This is a genomic window from Dysgonomonas sp. ZJ709 (assembly GCF_011039195.1).
In the GTDB taxonomy this organism is placed as follows: domain Bacteria; phylum Bacteroidota; class Bacteroidia; order Bacteroidales; family Dysgonomonadaceae; genus Dysgonomonas.
The window spans coordinates 1-19,832 of sequence record NZ_JAAKEM010000027.1 but is presented as its reverse complement, the minus strand read 5'-3'; the positions used below and the strand labels follow the sequence as shown (position 1 = coordinate 19,832).

Genomic DNA, 19,832 nt, shown 5'->3' with positions numbered 1-19,832 from the left:
AGGGGAAATAAGAATACTTACATACTTTAATTAAATAATATGGAATATTCAATCAACAAAGGAATCGGCAAACCCGCAGAATTCTACGGACTCAAAAGCCAGTACCTGTTCATCTTCGCCGGAGGCTTGTTATCCGTCTTTATCGTATTTGTGATTATGTATATGATCGGAATCAGTCAGGCGGTTTGTATCGGATTCGGTCTTGTTACCGCCGGAACACTCGTTTGGGGAACATTTTACCTGAACGACAAATACGGAGAATACGGATTGATGAAAGTGCAGTCCCTAGCCAATCATCCTAAATACATTATCAGCCGGTTACGCATCGAACGGTTATTCCAAACAAAAAGAAAGGAAGAAAAAGAATGAGAAATACAGCCAAAGCAGCAACACTGGAGAGTAAGTTTCCGCTATTGACCGTCGAACACGATTGTATCCTGAGTAAAGATGCAGACCTGTCGGTTGCCTATCTTGTCGACTTACCTGAGTTGTTTACTGCTACATCTCCGGAGTACGAAGCCATGCATTCGACTTGGCTCAAAGCCATCAAGGTATTGCCCAACTATTCGGTGGTGCATCGTCAAGACTGGTTTGTGGAGGAAAAATATCAGCCCCAACTCGACAAGGAAGATATGAGCTTTTTATCACGCAGTTTTGAACGTCACTTCAATGAGCGTCCGTATTTGGATCATAGCTGTTATTTGTTCCTGACAAAAACAACCAAAGACAGAGCCAGGCAGCAAAGCAATTTCAATGCCCTGACTCGTGGCTTTATGGTTCCCAAGGAAATGCAGGATAAAGAGGCGGCATTGAAGTTTTTGGAATCGGCAGACCAGTTCGAACGCATCATCAATGATTCGGGATTTATTAAGCTGACCCGTATCACCACTGATGAGATCGTGGGAACGGAAAAAGAAGCGGGCATTGTCGAAAAGTATTTCTCCCTTTCGCAACAAGATACCACCTGCCTGCAAGATATTACCCTCGGCGCAGGCGAAATGAAGATCGGGGACAAATATCTGTGTCTGCATACACTCTCGGATACCGAAGATTTACCGGGTAAGGTAGCCACCGATATCCGTTACGAACGGTTATCTACTGACAGAAGCGATTGCCGTTTGTCTTTTGCGGCTCCCATCGGTGTACTTTTATCCTGCAACCACATGGTTAATCAATATCTTTTTATTGATGACCATTCGGAAAACTTAAAGAAGTTTGAAAAACAGGCACGTAATATGCACTCACTTTCCCGCTACAGCCGATCGAACCAAATCAACAAACAATGGATCGAAGAATATTTGAATGAGGCTCATAGCTTCGGGTTGACCTCTATCCGCAGCCATTGCAATGTAATGGCATGGGCAGAAGATAAAGAGGAACTTAAACATATCAAAAACGATGTGGGTAGTCAATTGGCATTGATGGAATGTAAGCCAAGGCACAACACAGTGGATACACCGACGCTCTTTTGGGCAGGCATCCCGGGTAACGCAGGGGATTTTCCGAGTGAGGAAAGTTATTACACGTTTATCGAACAGGCATTGTGTTTCTTTATCGGAGAGACCAACTACAAATCTTCTCCTTCTCCATTCGGTATCAAGATGGTGGATCGGGTAACGGGTAAACCGCTGCATGTGGACATATCGGACCTACCCATGAAGAAAGGAATTATTACCAATCGGAATAAGTTTATCTTAGGTCCCAGTGGTTCGGGAAAATCATTTTTTACCAATCACATGGTTCGGCAGTATTACGAACAAAATGCCCATGTCCTGCTGGTCGATACGGGTAATTCCTATCAGGGCTTGTGTGAAATGATTAATCGAAAAACCGGTGGCGAGGATGGTATCTATTTTACCTACACGGAAGATAATCCAATTTCATTCAATCCTTTCTATACGGAAGATAATGTGTTCGATATTGAGAAAAGGGAGTCTATCAAAACGCTGATTTTTACCTTGTGGAAACAGGAGCATGAGAAATCATCGGGTGCGGAAAGTGTCGCATTATCAAATGCCGTGAGTAAGTATATCGAGCTGATCAGACGGGACAAGTCGGTCATACCCTGTTTTAACTCGTTCTATGAATTCGTGAAGGATGATTATCGCAAGAGTCTGAATGAACAGGAAGTCAGGGAGAAAGATTTTGATATTGCTAATTTTCTGTTCGTACTGGCTCCCTTTTATAAGGGCGGCGAATATGATTACCTGCTTAACTCGGATAAGGAACTGGACTTGCTGGGCAAACGCTTTATCGTCTTTGAGATCGATACTATAAAAGATAACGCCGTCCTATTTCCGGTAGTGACCATTATCATTATGGAGCTGTTCATCAATAAAATGCGGCGACTGAAAGGTATCCGTAAACTCTTATTGCTTGAAGAAGCCTGGAAAGCAATCGCTAAAGACAGTATGGCGAACTACCTGAAGTATATGTTTAAAACCGTAAGGAAGTACTTCGGGGAAGCGATTGTCGTCACTCAGGAAGTGGATGATATTATTCATTCCGCCATCGTAAAAGAGGCGATCATTACCAACTCGGATTGTAAAATTCTGCTCGACCAGCGTAAGTACATGAATAAGTTCGACTCGATTCAGGCAATGCTCGGGTTAACCGATAAAGAGAAGGCTCAGATATTATCCATCAATATGGATAACAATCCCGGCAGGCTTTATAAGGAAGTGTGGATCGGATTGGGAGGAGTACAATCAGCAGTATATGCTACCGAAGTTTCGATGGAAGAATATCTGTGTTACACCACTGAAGAAACGGAAAAACTGGAAGTGATGCAATTAGCTGAGAAACTGGATGGAAATATCGAACTGGCGATAAAGCAATTGGCTGAGAAGAAAAGGAAGCCCTCCTAAATCCTCCCCAAGGGAGGACTATAAAATCACTCAGAATTTATTAAATAACAAATAAAACGTATGAAGAAGATCATATTAACATATGCTCTAATGACCGCCTTTTGCCTTTGTTCAAGAATGTGTTATGCACAGTTCTACTCGGTAAACACCAATATTCCGGCACTGGCGACTACCACTTTGAATATGGAGGTAAGCATGACGCTAAACCGAAAATGGTCGCTGCATCTGCCTGTCTATTACAATCCTTTTGTGTTTTCCGACAATAAGAAGATACAGAATTTCACCGTAATGCCGGGAGTCAGGTATTGGATGCTCGAATCATACGTCAGAGGCTTTGTTGGAATTAATGCCATCGGTTCCAAATATCATTTCACTTGGAAAGACTTTCGGTATGAAGGCTTAGCCTTTGGAGCAGGCATCAGTGCTGGCTATGCGTATCTGCTTTCTCCCCGATGGAACTTAGAACTGGAGGGCGGTATCGGTTTGGTTTGGGCGGATTATACCAAATACAGGTGTGAAGAGTGCGGTAGAAAAGTCGGGGATGAAAACAGATGGTATGCCGTGCCTAATAAGGTGGCAGTATCACTCGTGTATTTATTTTAAGGTCGCAGACCTATTTGTTTATCCGTTATCTATAACACTAACAATTAGTTATATAAACAAAACAGCACATTAAATATTAAGTTTTACTCAGATGATTTATGTATGAAAAATAAAATATGCTATATCCTGTGCCTTCTGCTGCTTGCTGCTTGTAGTACAAAACGTTTGGACGAAAATGCACGGGCAAATATTTCTTTGCCTGTCGGGACAGTGGAAGAGTCGAAGACGAAAAGCAAGGACAAAAAACTGCCATCGGTTATTGATATGAAAGACCGGCACGGTAATGTAACCACCTATGTCCAGACCGAAAGGGATAAGGAAGGCAAGCAACAACTATCGGTTCAACTCAATGAAGTAACCATTACCGCAAAACTGAAGAGTGTGCCCGAACGATTCGGTAAAGTGGACATCGACTTTATCGTTACTGTTCCCGAAACCCTGATCAATAAGGACTGGCAATTAAACCTGACTCCCCTGCTGATTAAGAAGGATGAGCATATCCCTTTTGATAATCTGGTCATCAATGGTTCTGTATTTGACAAAGAACGGATGAAAGGATATGCAAAGTATGCCAAGTACTTATCAGGCATTGTCCCTGACAGCCTGTTTAATAACCGCTTTGTGAACATGAGAAAGTATTATAAATACCTCGCTGATTATGAAAAGTCCGAACTCAGGCGTGTACATAAAGACTCGATGGACTATGTGAAGTATAAGCGGTACATCGACCGATTGAACACCCGTTACGAAATCTTCAACCGTAAGATGTATAACAGTAGATTATGGTTAGCGAGGCAATTGGATTTTGAAGATATCAGGGAACGCTACGAAGTCTTTCATCGGGATACCACTTATGTCAGCCGATTTTACAGTAAACGCTATGAGCAATTGGTAAATCTGATTCCTCAGTTTCACTTACTCAGGGAAGTAACCGATTCGACTATTATCAGCAAATACCGTAAAGAAAAGTACAGGTATGAGTTTGTAAATAATTACCGATTCCTTACTCCTGCTGATTCTTCTGTCCTTCTGACGAAGTTTTACCACAGCAAACAAATCGAACGCAACGACAAGCTGATTGCTGAAAAGGAATTGATGTTTGCCAAGTTGGTCAAATTTCCGAAGAACCTGAACGCACGGCTGGATACGGTCATATTCAATAAAGGAAAATTTGAATATTACTACCATCAGGAGATCGTAACGGATGAAGATACCAAGCGGATGCAGTTGTATATGAAAGGTACGGCTCGGACGATACGGGGAGAAAGTTATTTGTTGCCTACTTCAGATACGCTGATCTATTCGGTTTCGTCTATGATTCAGTTTTTGGATATGTCGCCACGGTATATGCGAAAGATCATCGAGCGTAAAGCCAGTTCATCTCTCAAAGCCTATATCACCTTTAAGGTCGGTAAATCGGATCTGGATTTAAACCTCGATAATAACCAATTGGAGATCGACAAGATACAGGAAATGGTAGAAGCTTTGACACAGACGGGAGAATTTGTAATGGACAGTATTTCATTGGTAGCAAGTAGTTCTCCCGAAGGTTCGTATCGTTCCAATCTTTTGCTATCGAAATCACGAGCGGAATCCATTCAAAAATTCCTATTGACTTCGCTCTCTGACATGGATGGTATCGACAAAATGTTATTTGCCCGACCTAAAGGCGAAGATTGGGAAACACTATCGGGGTTGATAAGGGATTCTATCCATAGTTCAAATCAAGAAGCCATACTCGCTATTATCTCAGACAAGGCTGATCCCGACCGCAAGGAAATGGAAATCAAGAATCGTTATCCCGAAGATTATAAAAAGATCCGTAACGATTTGTACCCGAAATTACGAGCCGTTGATTTTACATTTCATGTCCATCGAAAAGGAATGATAAAAGACACGATTCATACGACTGAACCCGATTTGCTGTATACGGATGCCATCAAATTGATGGAAAAACGCAAATACAGTCAGGCTCTACAAATACTTTCGGAGTACAACGATTGGAATACGGGGATTTGTCTAATGTCGCTGGGCTATGATTTGGCTGCTTATAACTTATTCTCAATTGAAAAGGAAAGTGCCGACTGCGAATACTTGTTAGCAATACTTGCTTCCCGATTGGGTAAAGATGATGAAGCGGTAAAGCGTTACCTACATTCGTGTGAACTTGATCCGACTAAACGCTGGCGGGGAGCTTTAGATCCGGAGATCAACAAGTTGATTAAAGCTTATGGCTTACACCAAGAGGATGAAGTCGAATAATTCTGTAATCAGTTACGAGTTACAAGTTACGGGTTACAAGACTGCTTATCAGACAATAAACTTGAAAAAATGTATTGATGAGTATTTACGAGAGGTTAAAAATGAAAATCAATAAGAATCAATGAAAAAGAGAATAAAAATAACCTGTATAATCCTGTTAAGCTTGTTTATGCTCCCTTGTTGTAGCATGATCGACTTTTCGGAAGACTGTACCTATACAGGAAATGTGGAAGTCAGGTTCGACTGGTCGAATTTGTTGGAGGGGGATAAAGTACCCGAATGGATAGATACAAGGTTTTATGGGCAAAGCACTCCACTTCTGAACTATAAGTTAAGCGGAGATACACTACTAAGCGGAATACCTGCTGAGCGATTTGAGATAACAGCTTTCAACCCTATCAAGGGTTTGGATTATACAGGCTTAGAAAATATTCAAACTGCCAAAGCTCAACTTCCTGTAAGTGAAAAAGACGGTAAACTCTATACGGTTCAGGCTCCATTGTTGTATGCCGCAAAAACGGATATTCAGGTTCAGCCATATACTTCGACTATTTGTGAATTAGCCCCTAAATCGTGCATTCGTCAGGTTTTTATCGATTTTATTATCATCAACGAAGGCTTTGATTCCAATGTCGAAAGTATATCGGGAGAACTAAGCGGGGTAGCGACAGTATACAGCTTCGCTGAAATGGAAGCGATACGCTCTTCGGCTATTTTGCCTTTTACATCAAGAAAAATCACAGATAACAACTATTTAGCCGAATTACGGGTATTCGGGATGAATCCGAATGAAGAGGGTTTTGCTGAAATTCCTAAAGACCTGAAGCTATCGGTCTGTATGGAAGATAAGCGGATATTTTCTGAAAGTTTCAATCTGACGGAAGTATTCAAAGATTTCAGGTCGGCATCTATGTACCTGACACTGGAGATCAGATTAACGGCAATGGGAATTAAGATCTCGATTACCGACTGGTATACCGTCGATCAGGGAATTATCGAATTATAATCAACCGATAACTCGTGACTTTATATAATGCATGATATAAAGCACTGAATTATAAACTAATCCAATTTTAAACAATTTAAATTTCAAATTATGAAAAAGTTATTTTTTATGGCAGTACTGACTGCCTTAGTATTCACTTTCAGCAGTTGTAACAAGGATGAGCTACCGGATTCACAGCCAAAGACTGATGGTACAGAGCTAAAAATTCAAACGCAGGTTACATCAATCGATGCAGTTAGCACAAGGGCAACTCCTCTTTCTGCTTTTCTGCCAAACGCTAATATCGGCTTGTTCGTTACATCCGGTTCTTTGGGTAACAATTATGATTCCTATGTCTTTAATGCCAATGTACGCTCTATATTTAGCGGTAGTTCTTGGGCACAAACACCGGTGGTACGCCTTACGGCGGAGAATGCTACTGTTTATGCTTATTATCCGTATAGCAGTTCCAATACCGATGGTAAATCTGTCAAAGTAGATAACGCCGCTCAACATGATTTCATGTATGGCACACACACTGCGGGGCAGGCGGCTATCAATAAAAACAACCCTACTGTCAACTTAACCATGAAGCATGCTTTGGCTATGGTGCAGTTTAATATCTGTAAAGCCAATTACCCATGGCCCGGAAAACTGACTAGGATTGAAATTGCGAATGAAACCGGTAAAAGCATCCTATACAGTGAAGGTACAATGGATATTTCAACAGGTGTAATAACAAATACTTCGGGAAAAAACAATGCAGCGTCTCTAGGGGCATTTTCCGATAGTTTTCCGCTAATGACAATTACCGAGAAACTATTAAGTGATGAAGCTGCTTATCTTAAGTTATTTGTACTGCCTCTTAATTCCACAGGTGCAGAAGGCGATGTTGTATTCAAATTTACAATCGATGAACGCATCTATACATGGAAAGTGCCTGCCAATACAGTCTGGAAAAGTGGTACAAAGAATACTTACACAGTCACTGTTACAGGTTCAGCGTTAAATATTGGAACTGTAAACATAACTGATTGGACTGGTGGTGTTACCGGAAATGTCGGCTTGGCAGACTAAAGTATTTTGGAATAGGAAGAGCATAGGAAATTATGCTCTCCTTCCACCTTTAACAACTCTTTTCTAAAAATACAGCATTATGAAATCTTTATTCTATTTACGGATAATCCTCTATACTCTTATTTGCTTGTTGTATAGTTCCTGCCAGAAAGACGAAGAACAAATCAAGGAGACAATAACTGTTTTGACCAACGAAGTCAGATTCAACCTGCCGATTTCGACAAGATCCACAGACACACAATTTTCTGTAGGCGATGAGATTGGTGTATATGCTGTCGAGCGTTATTCTTCTGAAAATGCAATACTGAATGACAGTGCAAATTATGCCGACAACAAACGTTTCCGTTTTAACGGAACAACATTTGAAGCTTATAGCGATTCGGATACAATCATATTCCCACAAAATAAAGTATTGGACTTTTATGTCTATTATCCTTATACGGTATCGATTGAAAATCCAACTTCTTATTATTTTGAGGTTCAAAGAGATCAAAGTAATTATGAAGATTATACCGGCAGTGATTTGCTATTTGCCCACAATACAGAAGGGATAAATAACAGGATTGTTACACTGGAATTTATTCACAAGATAGCGTTGGTTGAAACTACTTTTTATACCGGAAAAAACAAGAAAGTAAGGCAAGCGGTCATGAAGAACCGTCTGTACTCGGGACGAATTAATATAGCAACGGGTAATTATACCGTTCATACAGCGGAGGATTTGAAGTCTGATATTCAAATGTTACGGTTTTCAGAAGATAGCCTGAGTGTTGTGTACCGTGTGCTAATGCCGTCGCAAGCAATTAAAAACGGAGACCTGCTGTTTGTCTTTGACTTGGAGGACGGACAAAGAAGTTATCAGGCGACCTCTTCCGTGAATCCGAATATGGGAGCTAAAAACACCTTTGATTTTGCCCTGCAATATAAAGTTGAAACGACAGCTTCACATGGTGGTACTGTTTCTAAAGGGGGAGTATTTGATTGCGGAAAAACCATTCAAATTTATGCTACTCCTGAATACGGTTATCAGTTTGACGGTTGGTTTGAAAACGGCCAGTTGGTTTCAGTATATGAATACTATTCTTTTATTGTAGATGCAGACCGGAAGCTGGAAGCAAGGTTTTCAGTTCAGGAGCATGAAGTGATGATATATGTTACATCCGGTGGAATTGCATCATTCGATAACGAAATGACGGGCGGTATTTTCAAACATGGGGAAGAATGCCACATTTTTGCTCAGGAAAAAGATTCGTACCGGTTTGTCGGATATTTCGAGAATGAAGTTCTCATACATGATGAGTTTGATTACAATTTCCCTGTAACACAAAAAAGGGCAATAGAAGTACGTTTCGAACCTTTAGATGTATATGTCAAACTGGATTTTCTGGGTCTGGGAATAGAACAGACAGGCGAAGGTTCTTTAGCTTATGGGTCCGCAAAAGTTGTCATGCAGTACTTCAAAGAAAATAAATGGTATGATTATACGCCTGAAAGCGAGATTACCGTATATGTTTCATTCAGGGTATTGGAACAAGAAAGGGTGTCGGGTACTGATATCGGTTACAAAATACATCGTTATTTTAAGATGAAACAGGAAAGGGTCAATCCGATGAATGTATTTATACTCTACTACTGGCAATTTCCGATGATATCCTCCAACCGAATGAATGACCTGACGGACATCTACAATCTGCGTTTGGATACTTCTGACGATACCGGCTCCCGAAAGTATATTTTCAATGACAAGACGGTAACATTTTATCGAATGAAACCGTGGAACTGGGAAGAATATAACGAAGTCATAAAAATAATACAGAATAAAAATACCACTATTTTTTAAGTAAAGTCATTTAACTTAAAAGCGATTCAACTCAATTATTTACAATCAAATTTTAGCAATATGAAAAAAAGAATTTTCATGTTGTGTATAAGCCTTACGCTTATCACAACACAAATCAAGGCTCAATTTGCAGTAGTCGATCCTTCCAATTTGGCTCAGGGAATAGTCAATACTACCCGTCAGATTGTGCAGACTTCGAGTACCGCAACAAATATGCTCAACAATTGTGCGCCCATCAAGGCGATATAATGAATATAGCATTAGCAAGCTATTAGGTAAGTGTTCTTTGAAAAACCTATCATCACCGACTTATCTGCAATGGAAACAACGCAGGGAGTGTAGCATGTCGGGAAAGCCATAAGTCAGCTAGTTATCAAGCTGCGACTGAATGGGGAGATGAAACAGATAGATATGAGGATAAAATCCGAATTGATTAAATGATAGTCCAAGTGGTACATGATCAGACTGTAGCGTAAGATAACTAAACTCGCTATACCGAGATATTTCTGTTGTGGAAGTTGTACAGCAGAAACAAGAACGTATCGAGGCACAATCACAATAAGTGATAAAGGACGGAAGTCATATCCGACAATCTATCAAAGCTAAAATAATCTGAGAAATCAGATTACATCATTATATCACAAATGGGGATTGCCTAAATCAGAATGCCACTTGTAAGGCTATGAGGTACAGACCTCTGAATATCTGACATGGCAACGGAGCCTCCGTAGTAGTCTGAGCAAGGGAAAGCCTTGTACACGGCAGATTGAATAAACGATCTGCCATGGCGAAGGGAGGCAGCTAATATTTATATATTTTCTAAAAATTAGTTACACAAATAGTTTTAATTTTATCATTAGGTTTTGTAGCAAAAGAGAGCAGCCTCCAAAATTTGGCGATTCGATCTTTGAGAGATGATAAATATCGGTTGTGAGTTATCTGTTTTCGCATAAACCACCAGACTCTTTCCACGGGGTTAAGGTCGGGAGAATATGCAGGCAGATAACGGAGTTCAAGCTCGGGATGAGCCCTCAGAAATGTTTTCAATGCCTTTGCATGGTGATACTTTACATTATCTACGTACAAGATAATTTTGGTTTTACCTCTGTATTCACGTAAGACCTTGCGCAAGTGCTGTTTGAATGTTTTACAGTTCCCATGCCATGCAAAGGTCACTGTCAGTTGTCCTGTAATGTAATTTACGCTCCCCGAACCGGTCACTCGCTCCCTTTTTGCTTGTTTACAAATAGCTAGAGGCTGCAGCCCTCGGAGCGACCAAGCATTTGAGAGCGTAGCAGTATTGCTCAGGCTAAACTCATCTTCAAACAGAACAACAACCCCAGAATCGCAAGCGGCTTGGTCTAAACTTTTTTTATATCAGCCTTGACTTGGGCACGTTTGTTTTCATCCCTTTCGGGATAAACTCCTTTGGCTCGCTGATAACTAAAACCTATGGAATGCAGTAAGTTGTAGATATTGGCTAACTTATACTCAACTCCCAATTGATTCTTTATGAAGTCTTGAACCAACGGACCAGACCATGTTCCCGAGTTGTATCCTTGCTTTTCGGGGCTATCGAGCAGAACCAAACGCAAAGCTTCTAATTGTTCAGATGTGATTCGTGCTGGTCGACCACTGCGAGGCTTGTCTCGAAGACCTTCGATGCCTTGTGAATCAAAGCGAGCTGCCCAATTTAAAATCTGCTTGAAGCTTGTACCATAAAGTTCTTCAAGTTCCCTGCTTGGCTTGCCTTTTGTTAATTGAAGGATGGCATAGAGCTTAATTCCAACCTTGTATTTATCTTCATTGTCAATGAACGCCTTTACATCACTTGTGGTGTAATTAATCAGTTGCTTTACATGTCGTCCCATTATTCAAAGTGGTTGAGTAAGGAACAAAGTTAAGAAAAATATGTGTAATTATTTATTGGGTATTATATATTAATACAATTAACGGAAAATGTGAGAGACATTATGAGAAGTCCAGAAAGAGTATTAAACAGTCTATTCGAACACGGTCAAGTGTCAAATTACAAATTTGAACGACTATATCGGATTCTGTTCAACGAGGAAATGTTCTATGTAGCCTATCAACGTATTTATGCGAAACCTGGCAATATGACACAAGGTACAGACGGGAAAACTATTGACCAAATGAGCCTTACTCGTTTAGAGAAGTTGATTAATTCATTGAAAGATGAGTCATATCAACCCCAACCATCGAGGAGGGTATATATTCCTAAGAAAAATGGGAAAATGCGTCCTCTTGGTGTACCTGCTTTTGATGACAAGCTTGTGCAAGAGGTAATCAGAATGATATTGGAAGCTATTTATGAGGAAAGTTTTGAATACACCTCACATGGATTCCGACCAAATCGAAGTTGCCACACTGCATTAGCTCAAATCCAAAAGTCATTCTGCGGAGCAAAATGGTTTATAGAAGGAGATATCAAAGGTTTTTTCGATAACATCAATCACGATGTGTTGATTAATACTTTGAAAGAACGAATCTCGGATGATAGATTCATACGCATAATCAGAAAATTTTTGAATGCAGGATATGTTGAAGATTGGAAATTTCATAAAACGTACAGCGGAACACCGCAAGGAGGTATAATCAGTCCTATGCTGGCAAATATATACCTCGATAAATTAGACAAGTATATGAAAGAATACATACAAAACTTTGACAAGGGAAAAGGACGGAAACGAAATGAACAGTCAGTCTCACTTGGGTATAAGAGACGCTGGATTGTGGAAAAACTAAAAGTGGTAAGAAACGAAGCCGAAAAAGCTGAGTTAATAAAACGGTTCAAAGCCAACAAAAGAGAAAGTATACTTTTTTCAAGTGGTGACGAAATGGATGAAAATTACAAAAGACTCAAATACGTAAGATATGCCGATGACTTCCTAATTGGGATTATAGGTAGTAAACAAGATGCTATTATTATCAAAGAGAATATTAAAAATTTCCTTATTGAAAAACTGGCACTGGAACTATCTGATGAGAAAACACTCATTACCCATACGGATAAATCCGCAAAGTTTCTCGGCTATGAGATTGATGTGATGAAATCCGACACTACTAAGAGAAGTAATAATGGAGCGTTAAGACGAGCTTTTAATAAAAGGGTCAGATTAATGATTGGAAAGGATATGATTAAAAACAAATTGCTTGAACATCGTGTATTGGAGATAAAAATCCATAATGGGAAAGAGCAATGGAAACCTAAATCCAGATCAAGACTAACCGTTATTGACGACCTCGAAATCCTCGAAAAATACAATCAGGAGATAAGAGGTTTAATCAACTATTACTCTTTGGCTAATAATGCCCATGAGTTACAGAGTTTTGGATATATTATGCAATACAGCATGTATAAAACCTTTGCTCACAAGTATAGGACTAAGGTAACTCAAATCCTGAAGAAATATCACAAGGATGGACACTTTACCGTAAACTATCAACTCAGAAGCGGTGCTGTAAAAAGCAGTCTCTTCTACCACGACGGGTATAAACGTAAAGACCCGATGAGAAATATAAATATTGATAATCTACCAAATATAGTGAAGTACACTGTTAGTACAAGTCTCGTAGAGAGACTAAAAGCAGAAAAGTGCGAACTATGTGGTGCTACCGATAAACTGATAATGCATCATGTGCGTAAACTTGGCGAACTGAAAGGTAAACAACCTTGGGAGAAGCTAATGATTGCAAGAAGGCGTAAAACAATAGCACTTTGTGGTAGTTGTCATCGAAAAACTCATTTAGGATGTATAGATTGATAATATTAGTGGAGAGCCGTATACGCAGGAATGTGTACGTACGGTTTGGGGGCGAGTGTTTGGAAACCGACCATAGTAATATGAAACGGCGCCGGGTACTTAGCCTACTCAAGGAGGTTCAAAAGGTTTATAATCAGGGAAAAGAGTACTACGATGCACTTAAAGTGGTCAATAATTTAGTAAAAGATGCACGTAAAGTGCAACGCACAATCCTGATGGTAGGCGAAATCTCGGATATCTATGTCATCAGTTTTCAAAAGATGATGTCAGACCCCAACTACTCGATAGAGGAACTCAACGCTATTGCTTCGGGATATGCCCGATTATTGGAACAAAGCAACGACGTGCTGAACGAACTCAGGGGAGTGGTCAATATCAGCACGCTGTCTCTTTCGGATAAGGAACGGCTGGATATTGTGGATAAATCCTACGAAGCCATGCTCAACTACCGCAATCTGGTACAGTATTACACCAATAAGAATATCGGTATATCCTATCTCAGAGCCAAGAAGAAAGGCGAAACGGCACGGGTTACGGCTTTATATGGAAATCCGAGTGAGCGTTATTGGTAAAAACTTCCAACTAGCAAATGTACAAATGGCACGAAACGACAATAAACAATCATTTGCTAATATGCTAATTAACTAATTTTCAAATTAAAAAATATGAATTTCGATCAATTTCACGAAACATTACGGACACTCTACGAACAGATGATGCCTTTGTGCGGCAATATGATCGGCGTAGCCAAAGGGATTGCAGGTCTGGGAGCCTTGTTTTATGTGGCTTACCGGGTCTGGCAGTCCTTAGCCCGTGCCGAACCTGTCGATGTGTTTCCTCTTTTACGTCCTTTTGCCATTGGCTTGTGTATTATGTTCTTTCCGACTGTTGTTCTGGGAACAATCAACAGCATTATGAGTCCTGTGGTACAGGGTACACACGGGATGCTGGAATCCGAAACCTTCGATATGCAGAGATATGCCGAACAGAAAGACAGGCTGGAGTATGAAGCCATGCGGCGTAATCCCGAAACAGCTTATCTGGTAGACAATGTTGTCTTTGAAGCTCAACTTGATGAACTGGGAATTACCGATGCGGGGCAGATAGCGGGAATGTATATCGAACGGGGATTATACAATGCAAAAAAAGCTATTCAGGAAGCATTCAGGGATATACTGGAACTGATTTTCAAGGCGGCGGCTTTGGTTATCGATGTGATACGAACGTTCTTTCTGATTGTTCTTTCCATTCTCGGACCATTGGCTTTTGCCATATCGGTGTGGGATGGGTTTCAGTCGACACTTACTCAGTGGATAACCAGATATATTTCGGTCTATCTGTGGCTACCTGTATCGGATCTGTTCAGTACGATTATCGCACGTTTACAGTCGTTGATGTTACAGGCGGATATAGAGCGGATGCAGGCTGATCCGAATTTCTCGCTGGACAGTTCAGATGCAATTTATATTGTGTTTCTCATCATCGGCATCATCGGATATTTCACGATTCCGACTGTTGCCGGATGGATTATTCAAGCAGGAGGCATGGGCAATATGGGTAAGAATATCAATAATACGGCGACTAAAGCAGGTGCTGTAGCAGGAGGTGCTGCGGGGGCTGCCGCAGGGAATGTTGCAGGAAAATTGATGGGAAGGTAAGTTATCGGATTAAATCAGTATGGCATAATCCTATTAAGTTATTTGTAGTGTATGAGTTAATGATATAATTCCATTCCACATGGAGGTAGACTCCTTTGAAATTCAGAGGATGCTGATAGTCTAAATAGTTCATCGCAAAAAAAGGAGAATTGACCCTATCCGATATTTCAGCTTTTGTATAAAGTGGTTTTAATGCAAGGTTATATTTATTGCCAACTTTGATCTTATTGCACTTAAAATCAATCGGTAAAATAATCTCTTCTTTGGTAAGGACTCTAAAAATGGAATCATTCCTGCGGACATTGATTACATATATGAAATCCCGGTTATTCTCAGAATCTTTCATTTTACTGATAGCAGTAACCAGATAAAGATTATCGGAGTCTGTTTCAGAATATTCCTCTGCCTTACTTGTAAATGCTGATTGTGATTGTCTGCACGAATAGAAGAAAGCAAAGAGTATTATCGTTATTCCAAATATTATTCTCATACACTATCAAATTATGTCATGCTAAAGATATTCAATATCCTCTGAGTTGGCGAAATATTTATCTAATTATTATTTAATCAAAATGGAATTTAAATCATTAAAAAATATCGAATCGAGCTTTAAACAAATCCGTCTCTTCGGGATTGTCTTTCTATGCCTGTGTGCTGCGATTACAGGATACTCTATGTGGAGTGCCTACAATTTTGCAGAAGCTCAACGGCAAAAGATCTATGTACTGGATGGCGGTAAATCGCTAATGCTTGCTCTTTCGCAGGACTTGACACAAAACAGGCCTGTGGAAGCCCGGGAACATATCAAGCGGTTTCATGAATTGTTCTTTACGCTCTCTCCCGATAAATCAGCCATTGAAAGTAATATAGAGCGGGCATTGTTGCTCTCGGATAAGAGTGCTTTCAACTACTATAAGGATTTATCGGAGAAGGGTTATTATAATCGTATCATTTCGGGAAACATCAATCAAACGATTCTGGTAGACAGTGTTGTCTGCAATTTCGATGTGTACCCATACGATGTGGCAACCTACTCCAGGCAAATGATCATCCGGGAAAGTAATATCACTGAACGCAGTCTTATTACACACTCCAAACTCTTGAACTCCGTCAGATCCGATAACAATCCGCATGGGTTTACGATTGAAGGTTTTGAAATTAAGGAGAATAAAGATATAAGGGTTCTTAACCGATAGCCCCTCTGGATCTCCCTGAAGGGGAGAAAAGAGTAAACCACGAGAAATAGAAAGAATTATGAAAGAGAGAATCAAAGAACTGGCTTATTGGTTTGAAGACAGGCTCAAAGAGCTGTGCGGGGAAATTACTCCCGATAAACGGTTGACTGTTATTCTGATTATGCTCCTGATTTTCACCCTCGGCAATCTATATTTTACCATCAGTTCCATTTATAACTGGGGCAGGGAATCACAGAGGCAGGAGCAACTGAAAATAGAGCATATCAGGCAACTGAATATGCGGAGATCTTCCGATACTATACCCTATGAATTTAACCAGAATAAAGAAAGAATCCGATGAAAGTACGCAATAGCACTTTAAAAAAAATGGATACGGTAACATTCTATACCCTGTCTATGCTTTTGATTGCATTTTTTTGTTGGATCATAGGTGATTCTAAGGTATCAAACCTAATTATGATTGATCCGGGTATAACAACGACAATAGATTATGACCTAGAAACAGGGCATACTACTTACAATCCAAAACAATTTAATTATGAATGAAATAACAAATACTAATTCCAAACTCAAGCAGAAACTTAAAAAATACTCTGTTTTTGTCTTGATGGCAATTATCGATATAGGCTCCCTCTGGCTGATCTTTAAACCATCCGATGCCGATAAAGCCAAAGAACAGGTGGGTATGGGCTTCAACTCGGATATACCCGATCCCAAAGCAGACGGTATTATCGGGGATAAGAAAGATGCCTACGAACAGGAACAGATGCAGCAACGCCAAAAGGACAGGATGCAGTCGTTAGAAGGGTATGCCGACATCTTGGAGAACTCAAAAAATGAGAGAGTCAGCATTGATTTAACTGATAAGCCGGAACAAAAAAAGGTTCAATCTGCCCCTAAAGCTCCTATTAACAATTCGGTATCTGCCTATCAGGACATCAACAAGACACTCGGTAATTTCTATGAAAAACCAAAAGATGACCCTGAAAAAGCTGAATTGAAAAAGAGACTGGATGAATTGGAAGCCAAGCAAAATGAAAAAAGCGATAAGCAATCGGCTATGGATGAACAACTGGCTTTGATGGAAAAATCTTATCAACTGGCAGCCAAGTATATGCCGCAGGGACAGAGTCAAAGCGAACCTTTTCAAGACCAACCTACGAGTACAGGTAATGAAAGCCTGAGCAAGAAGATTGTGAAAGGAACTTCCAATAATTCGAATAATGGTAAAACAAAGATTAGCCCTGTGCGTCAGCTTCAACAGCAAACGGTATCGGCATTGGCTCAGAACATCAGCAACGAAGAATTATTTGTACAATACGACCAGGCACGGAATGCCGGTTTTATTACCATGGATGCTAAAGAGGGAGTCTCTGAAAAGAATACGATCTCTGCTATTGTAGACAACGATCAAACGGTTGTTGACGGGCAAAGTGTCCGGCTTCGTTTGACTGAGCCTTTGATGGCAGGCAGTACGGTTATTCCTGAGAATACAATTATAACAGGAATGGCAAAGGTACAGGGAGAACGGCTGGATATTATGATTTCGAATATGGAGCATCAGGGGACAATTATTCCTGTGGAAATGACGGTTTTTGACAGCGATGGACAGCGTGGTATTTACATCCCCGGCTCTCTGGAAATGAATGCCGTTAAAGAGATCGCTGCCAATATGGGCAGTAGTGCGGGTACAAGTTTTACGATGGCACAGAGTGCGAGCCAGCAAATCGCATCGGATCTGACTAAAGGTGTGATACAGGGAGCTTCGGCTTATATGCAGAAAAAGATCAGGCAGATTAAGGTAACGCTAAAGTCGGGGTATCGGGTGATGCTAATGCCGAAAGTCAATTAGTTAATGTGATAATATGAAAATTTGAAAATGAAAAATAAAGAATGAAAAAATTAAAAATAAGAATAATGAGAAAATATATGATCGCATTTGCATTGTTGTTCGGAGCAATCGGTATCAATGCACAAACAGAAGATTCTACAAATGAGCTTCTTCAAGAAGAATTACAGCAGGTTCTTAAACCGTCATGGGGAGATTATTACGAGGGGTTATCCAAGAAAATAACTTTTGACCGCATGATTCCGCCTTATGGATTGGAAGTAACCTTTGATAAAACGGTGCACGTTATTTTTCCTTCTGCTATCAGGTATGTCGATCTGGGATCGAATAATATCGTTGCAGGCAAAGCAGGAACATCCGAGAATGTAATCCGTATAAAGGCTGCTATACGGAATTTTGAGACGGAGACCAATATGGCGGTTATTACCGAAGAAGGTAGCTATTACACCTTCAATATCAAATATGCAGATGAACCGGAGAAACTCAATGTGGAAATGAAAGATTTTATGAACGATGGTATAGCGATTAACAAACCGAATAATTCGATGGAGATTTATCTCAAAGAATTGGGAAGTGAGTCGCCCCGCATGGTTTACCTGATTAACCGTTCCATTTATCAGAACGATAAGCGATTGGTTAAACATATCGGGAGTAAGCGTTTCGGTATTCAGTATCTACTCAAAGGTATTTTTACACATAATGGTTTATTGTATCTGCATACGCAGATAAAGAATGCTTCGAATGTGCCTTTCGATATAGATTTTGTGCGGATTAAGATAGTGGATAAGAAAATGAGCAAACAAACGGCTATTCAGGAAACGGTCATCTATCCGCTCAGAGCTTATAACTTCGTTTCTCAGGTTGGTGGCAATAAGGCTGAGCAAACCGTCTTTACAATTGATAAGATTACCATTCCCGATGACAAGCAACTGCTGATCGAACTTTTTGAAAAGAACGGTGGGCGAAATCAGTCGTTCATTATTGAGAATGAAGATTTGATAAGGGCTAGAGTAATTAACGAATTGAAAGTACAGTAGTATGAAAAATTTAAAGAGATTAATCTTGATTATACTGAGCCTTGTCCTTGTCGGACAGGCTCAGGCTCAACGCTACTTACCGGGACAGAGAGGTTTACAGGTAACTGTCGGAGTAGTGGATGGTTTTCAGTTAAAGAAGGAGGATAAGCAGGCTTTTTGTTTTGGTGTAGCTCATTCTACTTACACCAAAGGTGGTAATAGGTGGGTATTCGGTGCGGTGTATCTCGAAAAGAAGCATTTGTATCGGGATATATTGATCCCTGTTTCGCAGATAACAGGGGAAGGGGGTTACTATAAACAGGTCTTAGCAGATCCGAGCAAAACGGTTTTTCTGTCGGTGGGTGCTTCTGCTGTGGCAGGTTATGAAACGATTAATTGGGGCAAAGAACTTCTGTTTGATGGGGCAACAATTGAAAGCAAGGATGCTTTTTTGTATGGTGGGGCGGTCTCATTTGAGATTGAAGCATTTCTGACGGATAGGCTTGTATTGCTGGCGAATGTGAGAGAGCGTATGTGTATAATATAATTGAAAAGTAGTCCACTTAGTAATTGAAAAGTATACCACTAAGTGTCTCGGATGAGATTGGCTAAAGATATTTATTCTTCATCAGGTTGTAACATTTTTTTAGTTTCTTTAACTCTGTACGACTGTCCATTCATGTTGATAAGGTAT

General features: G+C 40.2%; 19 protein-coding genes and 1 pseudogene. 17 read left to right on the top strand and 3 right to left on the bottom strand.

Features of this window, described 5'->3' with window-relative positions:
- Window positions 1-39: 39 nt before the first annotated feature.
- The 8 genes from G7Y56_RS14940 (at window position 40) to G7Y56_RS14905 (ending at window position 9,883) form a co-directional block, all read left to right on the top strand.
- Window positions 40-369: a DUF4133 domain-containing protein gene (locus G7Y56_RS14940; RefSeq protein WP_165044693.1), complete on the top strand. Its 330-nt coding sequence runs from the start codon at window positions 40-42 to the stop codon at window positions 367-369.
- Window positions 366-2,867: a TraG family conjugative transposon ATPase gene (locus G7Y56_RS14935; RefSeq protein WP_165044691.1), complete on the top strand. Its 2,502-nt coding sequence runs from the start codon at window positions 366-368 to the stop codon at window positions 2,865-2,867. Before G7Y56_RS14940 ends, G7Y56_RS14935 begins: the two co-directional genes overlap by 4 nt.
- A gap of 60 nt (window positions 2,868-2,927) precedes the next feature.
- Window positions 2,928-3,470, top strand: a complete 543-nt coding sequence (locus G7Y56_RS14930; protein WP_370457702.1) for a DUF3575 domain-containing protein — start codon at window positions 2,928-2,930, stop codon at window positions 3,468-3,470.
- Window positions 3,471-3,572: 102 nt separating this feature from the next.
- Entirely contained in the window at window positions 3,573-5,732 is a 2,160-nt protein-coding gene (locus G7Y56_RS14925) for a hypothetical protein (protein WP_165044689.1), read from the top strand.
- A gap of 121 nt (window positions 5,733-5,853) precedes the next feature.
- On the top strand, window positions 5,854-6,738 hold the full coding sequence (locus tag G7Y56_RS14920) for a hypothetical protein (protein WP_165044687.1): 885 nt from the start codon (window positions 5,854-5,856) through the stop codon (window positions 6,736-6,738).
- A 90-nt stretch (window positions 6,739-6,828) separates the two neighbouring features.
- Complete coding sequence (locus tag G7Y56_RS14915; RefSeq protein ID WP_165044685.1) at window positions 6,829-7,794, top strand: fimbrillin family protein; 966 nt, start codon at window positions 6,829-6,831, stop codon at window positions 7,792-7,794.
- A gap of 79 nt (window positions 7,795-7,873) precedes the next feature.
- Complete coding sequence (locus G7Y56_RS14910; protein ID WP_165044683.1) at window positions 7,874-9,634, top strand: fimbrillin family protein; 1,761 nt, start codon at window positions 7,874-7,876, stop codon at window positions 9,632-9,634.
- 60 nt (window positions 9,635-9,694) lie between these two features.
- Complete coding sequence (locus G7Y56_RS14905; protein ID WP_165044681.1) at window positions 9,695-9,883, top strand: DUF4141 domain-containing protein; 189 nt, start codon at window positions 9,695-9,697, stop codon at window positions 9,881-9,883.
- A 570-nt stretch (window positions 9,884-10,453) separates the two neighbouring features.
- Here the strand turns inward: G7Y56_RS14905 and G7Y56_RS14900 are convergent.
- Window positions 10,454-10,981 (bottom strand): annotated as a pseudogene (locus tag G7Y56_RS14900) (IS630 family transposase); the annotation flags it as partial.
- Between the two features lie 14 nt (window positions 10,982-10,995).
- Window positions 10,996-11,505 (bottom strand): helix-turn-helix domain-containing protein, encoded by a 510-nt coding sequence (locus G7Y56_RS14895; RefSeq protein WP_165044672.1) that lies wholly within the window; start codon window positions 11,503-11,505, stop codon window positions 10,996-10,998.
- 102 nt (window positions 11,506-11,607) lie between these two features.
- On the opposite strand from G7Y56_RS14895, the gene ltrA reads away from it, so the two are divergent.
- The 3 genes from ltrA (at window position 11,608) to traJ (ending at window position 15,077) form a co-directional block, all read left to right on the top strand.
- A complete protein-coding gene (gene ltrA / locus G7Y56_RS14890; protein WP_165044670.1) occupies window positions 11,608-13,419 on the top strand; it encodes a group II intron reverse transcriptase/maturase in 1,812 nt (603 codons plus the stop codon).
- Window positions 13,407-13,991 (top strand): conjugal transfer protein TraI, encoded by a 585-nt coding sequence (locus tag G7Y56_RS14885; protein ID WP_165044668.1) that lies wholly within the window; start codon window positions 13,407-13,409, stop codon window positions 13,989-13,991. The genes ltrA and G7Y56_RS14885 overlap by 13 nt, the downstream gene beginning before the upstream one ends.
- A 93-nt stretch (window positions 13,992-14,084) precedes the next feature.
- Window positions 14,085-15,077, top strand: a complete 993-nt coding sequence (traJ, locus tag G7Y56_RS14880; RefSeq protein ID WP_165044666.1) for a conjugative transposon protein TraJ — start codon at window positions 14,085-14,087, stop codon at window positions 15,075-15,077.
- Between the two features lies 1 nt (window position 15,078).
- Here traJ and G7Y56_RS14875 read toward each other — a convergent pair whose 3' ends face one another.
- Window positions 15,079-15,567 carry a hypothetical protein gene (locus G7Y56_RS14875; RefSeq protein ID WP_165044664.1) on the bottom strand — a complete coding sequence of 163 codons (489 nt, stop codon included), beginning with the start codon at window positions 15,565-15,567 and terminating at the stop codon, window positions 15,079-15,081.
- Between the two features lie 82 nt (window positions 15,568-15,649).
- On the opposite strand from G7Y56_RS14875, the gene traK reads away from it, so the two are divergent.
- The 6 genes from traK to G7Y56_RS14845 all read left to right on the top strand — a co-directional run bounded on the left by traK (window position 15,650) and on the right by G7Y56_RS14845 (window position 19,685).
- Window positions 15,650-16,273, top strand: a complete 624-nt coding sequence (gene traK / locus G7Y56_RS14870) for a conjugative transposon protein TraK (protein ID WP_165044662.1) — start codon at window positions 15,650-15,652, stop codon at window positions 16,271-16,273.
- A gap of 58 nt (window positions 16,274-16,331) precedes the next feature.
- Window positions 16,332-16,613 (top strand): TraL conjugative transposon family protein, encoded by a 282-nt coding sequence (locus G7Y56_RS14865; protein WP_165044660.1) that lies wholly within the window; start codon window positions 16,332-16,334, stop codon window positions 16,611-16,613.
- On the top strand, window positions 16,610-16,819 hold the full coding sequence (locus G7Y56_RS14860) for a hypothetical protein (protein ID WP_165044658.1): 210 nt from the start codon (window positions 16,610-16,612) through the stop codon (window positions 16,817-16,819). The genes G7Y56_RS14865 and G7Y56_RS14860 overlap by 4 nt, the downstream gene beginning before the upstream one ends.
- A complete protein-coding gene (gene traM / locus G7Y56_RS14855; RefSeq protein WP_165044656.1) occupies window positions 16,812-18,125 on the top strand; it encodes a conjugative transposon protein TraM in 1,314 nt (437 codons plus the stop codon). The genes G7Y56_RS14860 and traM overlap by 8 nt, the downstream gene beginning before the upstream one ends.
- A gap of 65 nt (window positions 18,126-18,190) precedes the next feature.
- On the top strand, window positions 18,191-19,159 hold the full coding sequence (gene traN / locus G7Y56_RS14850) for a conjugative transposon protein TraN (protein WP_165044654.1): 969 nt from the start codon (window positions 18,191-18,193) through the stop codon (window positions 19,157-19,159).
- Window position 19,160: 1 nt separating this feature from the next.
- Complete coding sequence (locus G7Y56_RS14845; RefSeq protein ID WP_165044652.1) at window positions 19,161-19,685, top strand: conjugal transfer protein TraO; 525 nt, start codon at window positions 19,161-19,163, stop codon at window positions 19,683-19,685.
- Window positions 19,686-19,832: the final 147 nt, after the last annotated feature.

Excerpts from the sequence above, each read along its gene's own strand:
- G7Y56_RS14940 (WP_165044693.1), top strand. The coding sequence starts at position 40 with ATGGAATATTCAATCAACAAAGGAATCGGCAAACCCGCAGAATTCTAC.
- G7Y56_RS14935 (WP_165044691.1), top strand. The coding sequence starts at position 366 with ATGAGAAATACAGCCAAAGCAGCAACACTGGAGAGTAAGTTTCCGCTA.
- G7Y56_RS14930 (WP_370457702.1), top strand. The coding sequence starts at position 2,928 with ATGAAGAAGATCATATTAACATATGCTCTAATGACCGCCTTTTGCCTT.
- G7Y56_RS14925 (WP_165044689.1), top strand. The coding sequence starts at position 3,573 with ATGAAAAATAAAATATGCTATATCCTGTGCCTTCTGCTGCTTGCTGCT.
- G7Y56_RS14920 (WP_165044687.1), top strand. The coding sequence starts at position 5,854 with ATGAAAAAGAGAATAAAAATAACCTGTATAATCCTGTTAAGCTTGTTT.
- G7Y56_RS14915 (WP_165044685.1), top strand. The coding sequence starts at position 6,829 with ATGAAAAAGTTATTTTTTATGGCAGTACTGACTGCCTTAGTATTCACT.
- G7Y56_RS14910 (WP_165044683.1), top strand. The coding sequence starts at position 7,874 with ATGAAATCTTTATTCTATTTACGGATAATCCTCTATACTCTTATTTGC.
- G7Y56_RS14905 (WP_165044681.1), top strand. The coding sequence starts at position 9,695 with ATGAAAAAAAGAATTTTCATGTTGTGTATAAGCCTTACGCTTATCACA.
- G7Y56_RS14895 (WP_165044672.1), bottom strand. The coding sequence starts at position 11,505 with ATGGGACGACATGTAAAGCAACTGATTAATTACACCACAAGTGATGTA.
- ltrA (WP_165044670.1), top strand. The coding sequence starts at position 11,608 with ATGAGAAGTCCAGAAAGAGTATTAAACAGTCTATTCGAACACGGTCAA.
- G7Y56_RS14885 (WP_165044668.1), top strand. The coding sequence starts at position 13,407 with ATGTATAGATTGATAATATTAGTGGAGAGCCGTATACGCAGGAATGTG.
- traJ (WP_165044666.1), top strand. The coding sequence starts at position 14,085 with ATGAATTTCGATCAATTTCACGAAACATTACGGACACTCTACGAACAG.
- G7Y56_RS14875 (WP_165044664.1), bottom strand. The coding sequence starts at position 15,567 with ATGAGAATAATATTTGGAATAACGATAATACTCTTTGCTTTCTTCTAT.
- traK (WP_165044662.1), top strand. The coding sequence starts at position 15,650 with ATGGAATTTAAATCATTAAAAAATATCGAATCGAGCTTTAAACAAATC.
- G7Y56_RS14865 (WP_165044660.1), top strand. The coding sequence starts at position 16,332 with ATGAAAGAGAGAATCAAAGAACTGGCTTATTGGTTTGAAGACAGGCTC.
- G7Y56_RS14860 (WP_165044658.1), top strand. The coding sequence starts at position 16,610 with ATGAAAGTACGCAATAGCACTTTAAAAAAAATGGATACGGTAACATTC.
- traM (WP_165044656.1), top strand. The coding sequence starts at position 16,812 with ATGAATGAAATAACAAATACTAATTCCAAACTCAAGCAGAAACTTAAA.
- traN (WP_165044654.1), top strand. The coding sequence starts at position 18,191 with ATGAGAAAATATATGATCGCATTTGCATTGTTGTTCGGAGCAATCGGT.
- G7Y56_RS14845 (WP_165044652.1), top strand. The coding sequence starts at position 19,161 with ATGAAAAATTTAAAGAGATTAATCTTGATTATACTGAGCCTTGTCCTT.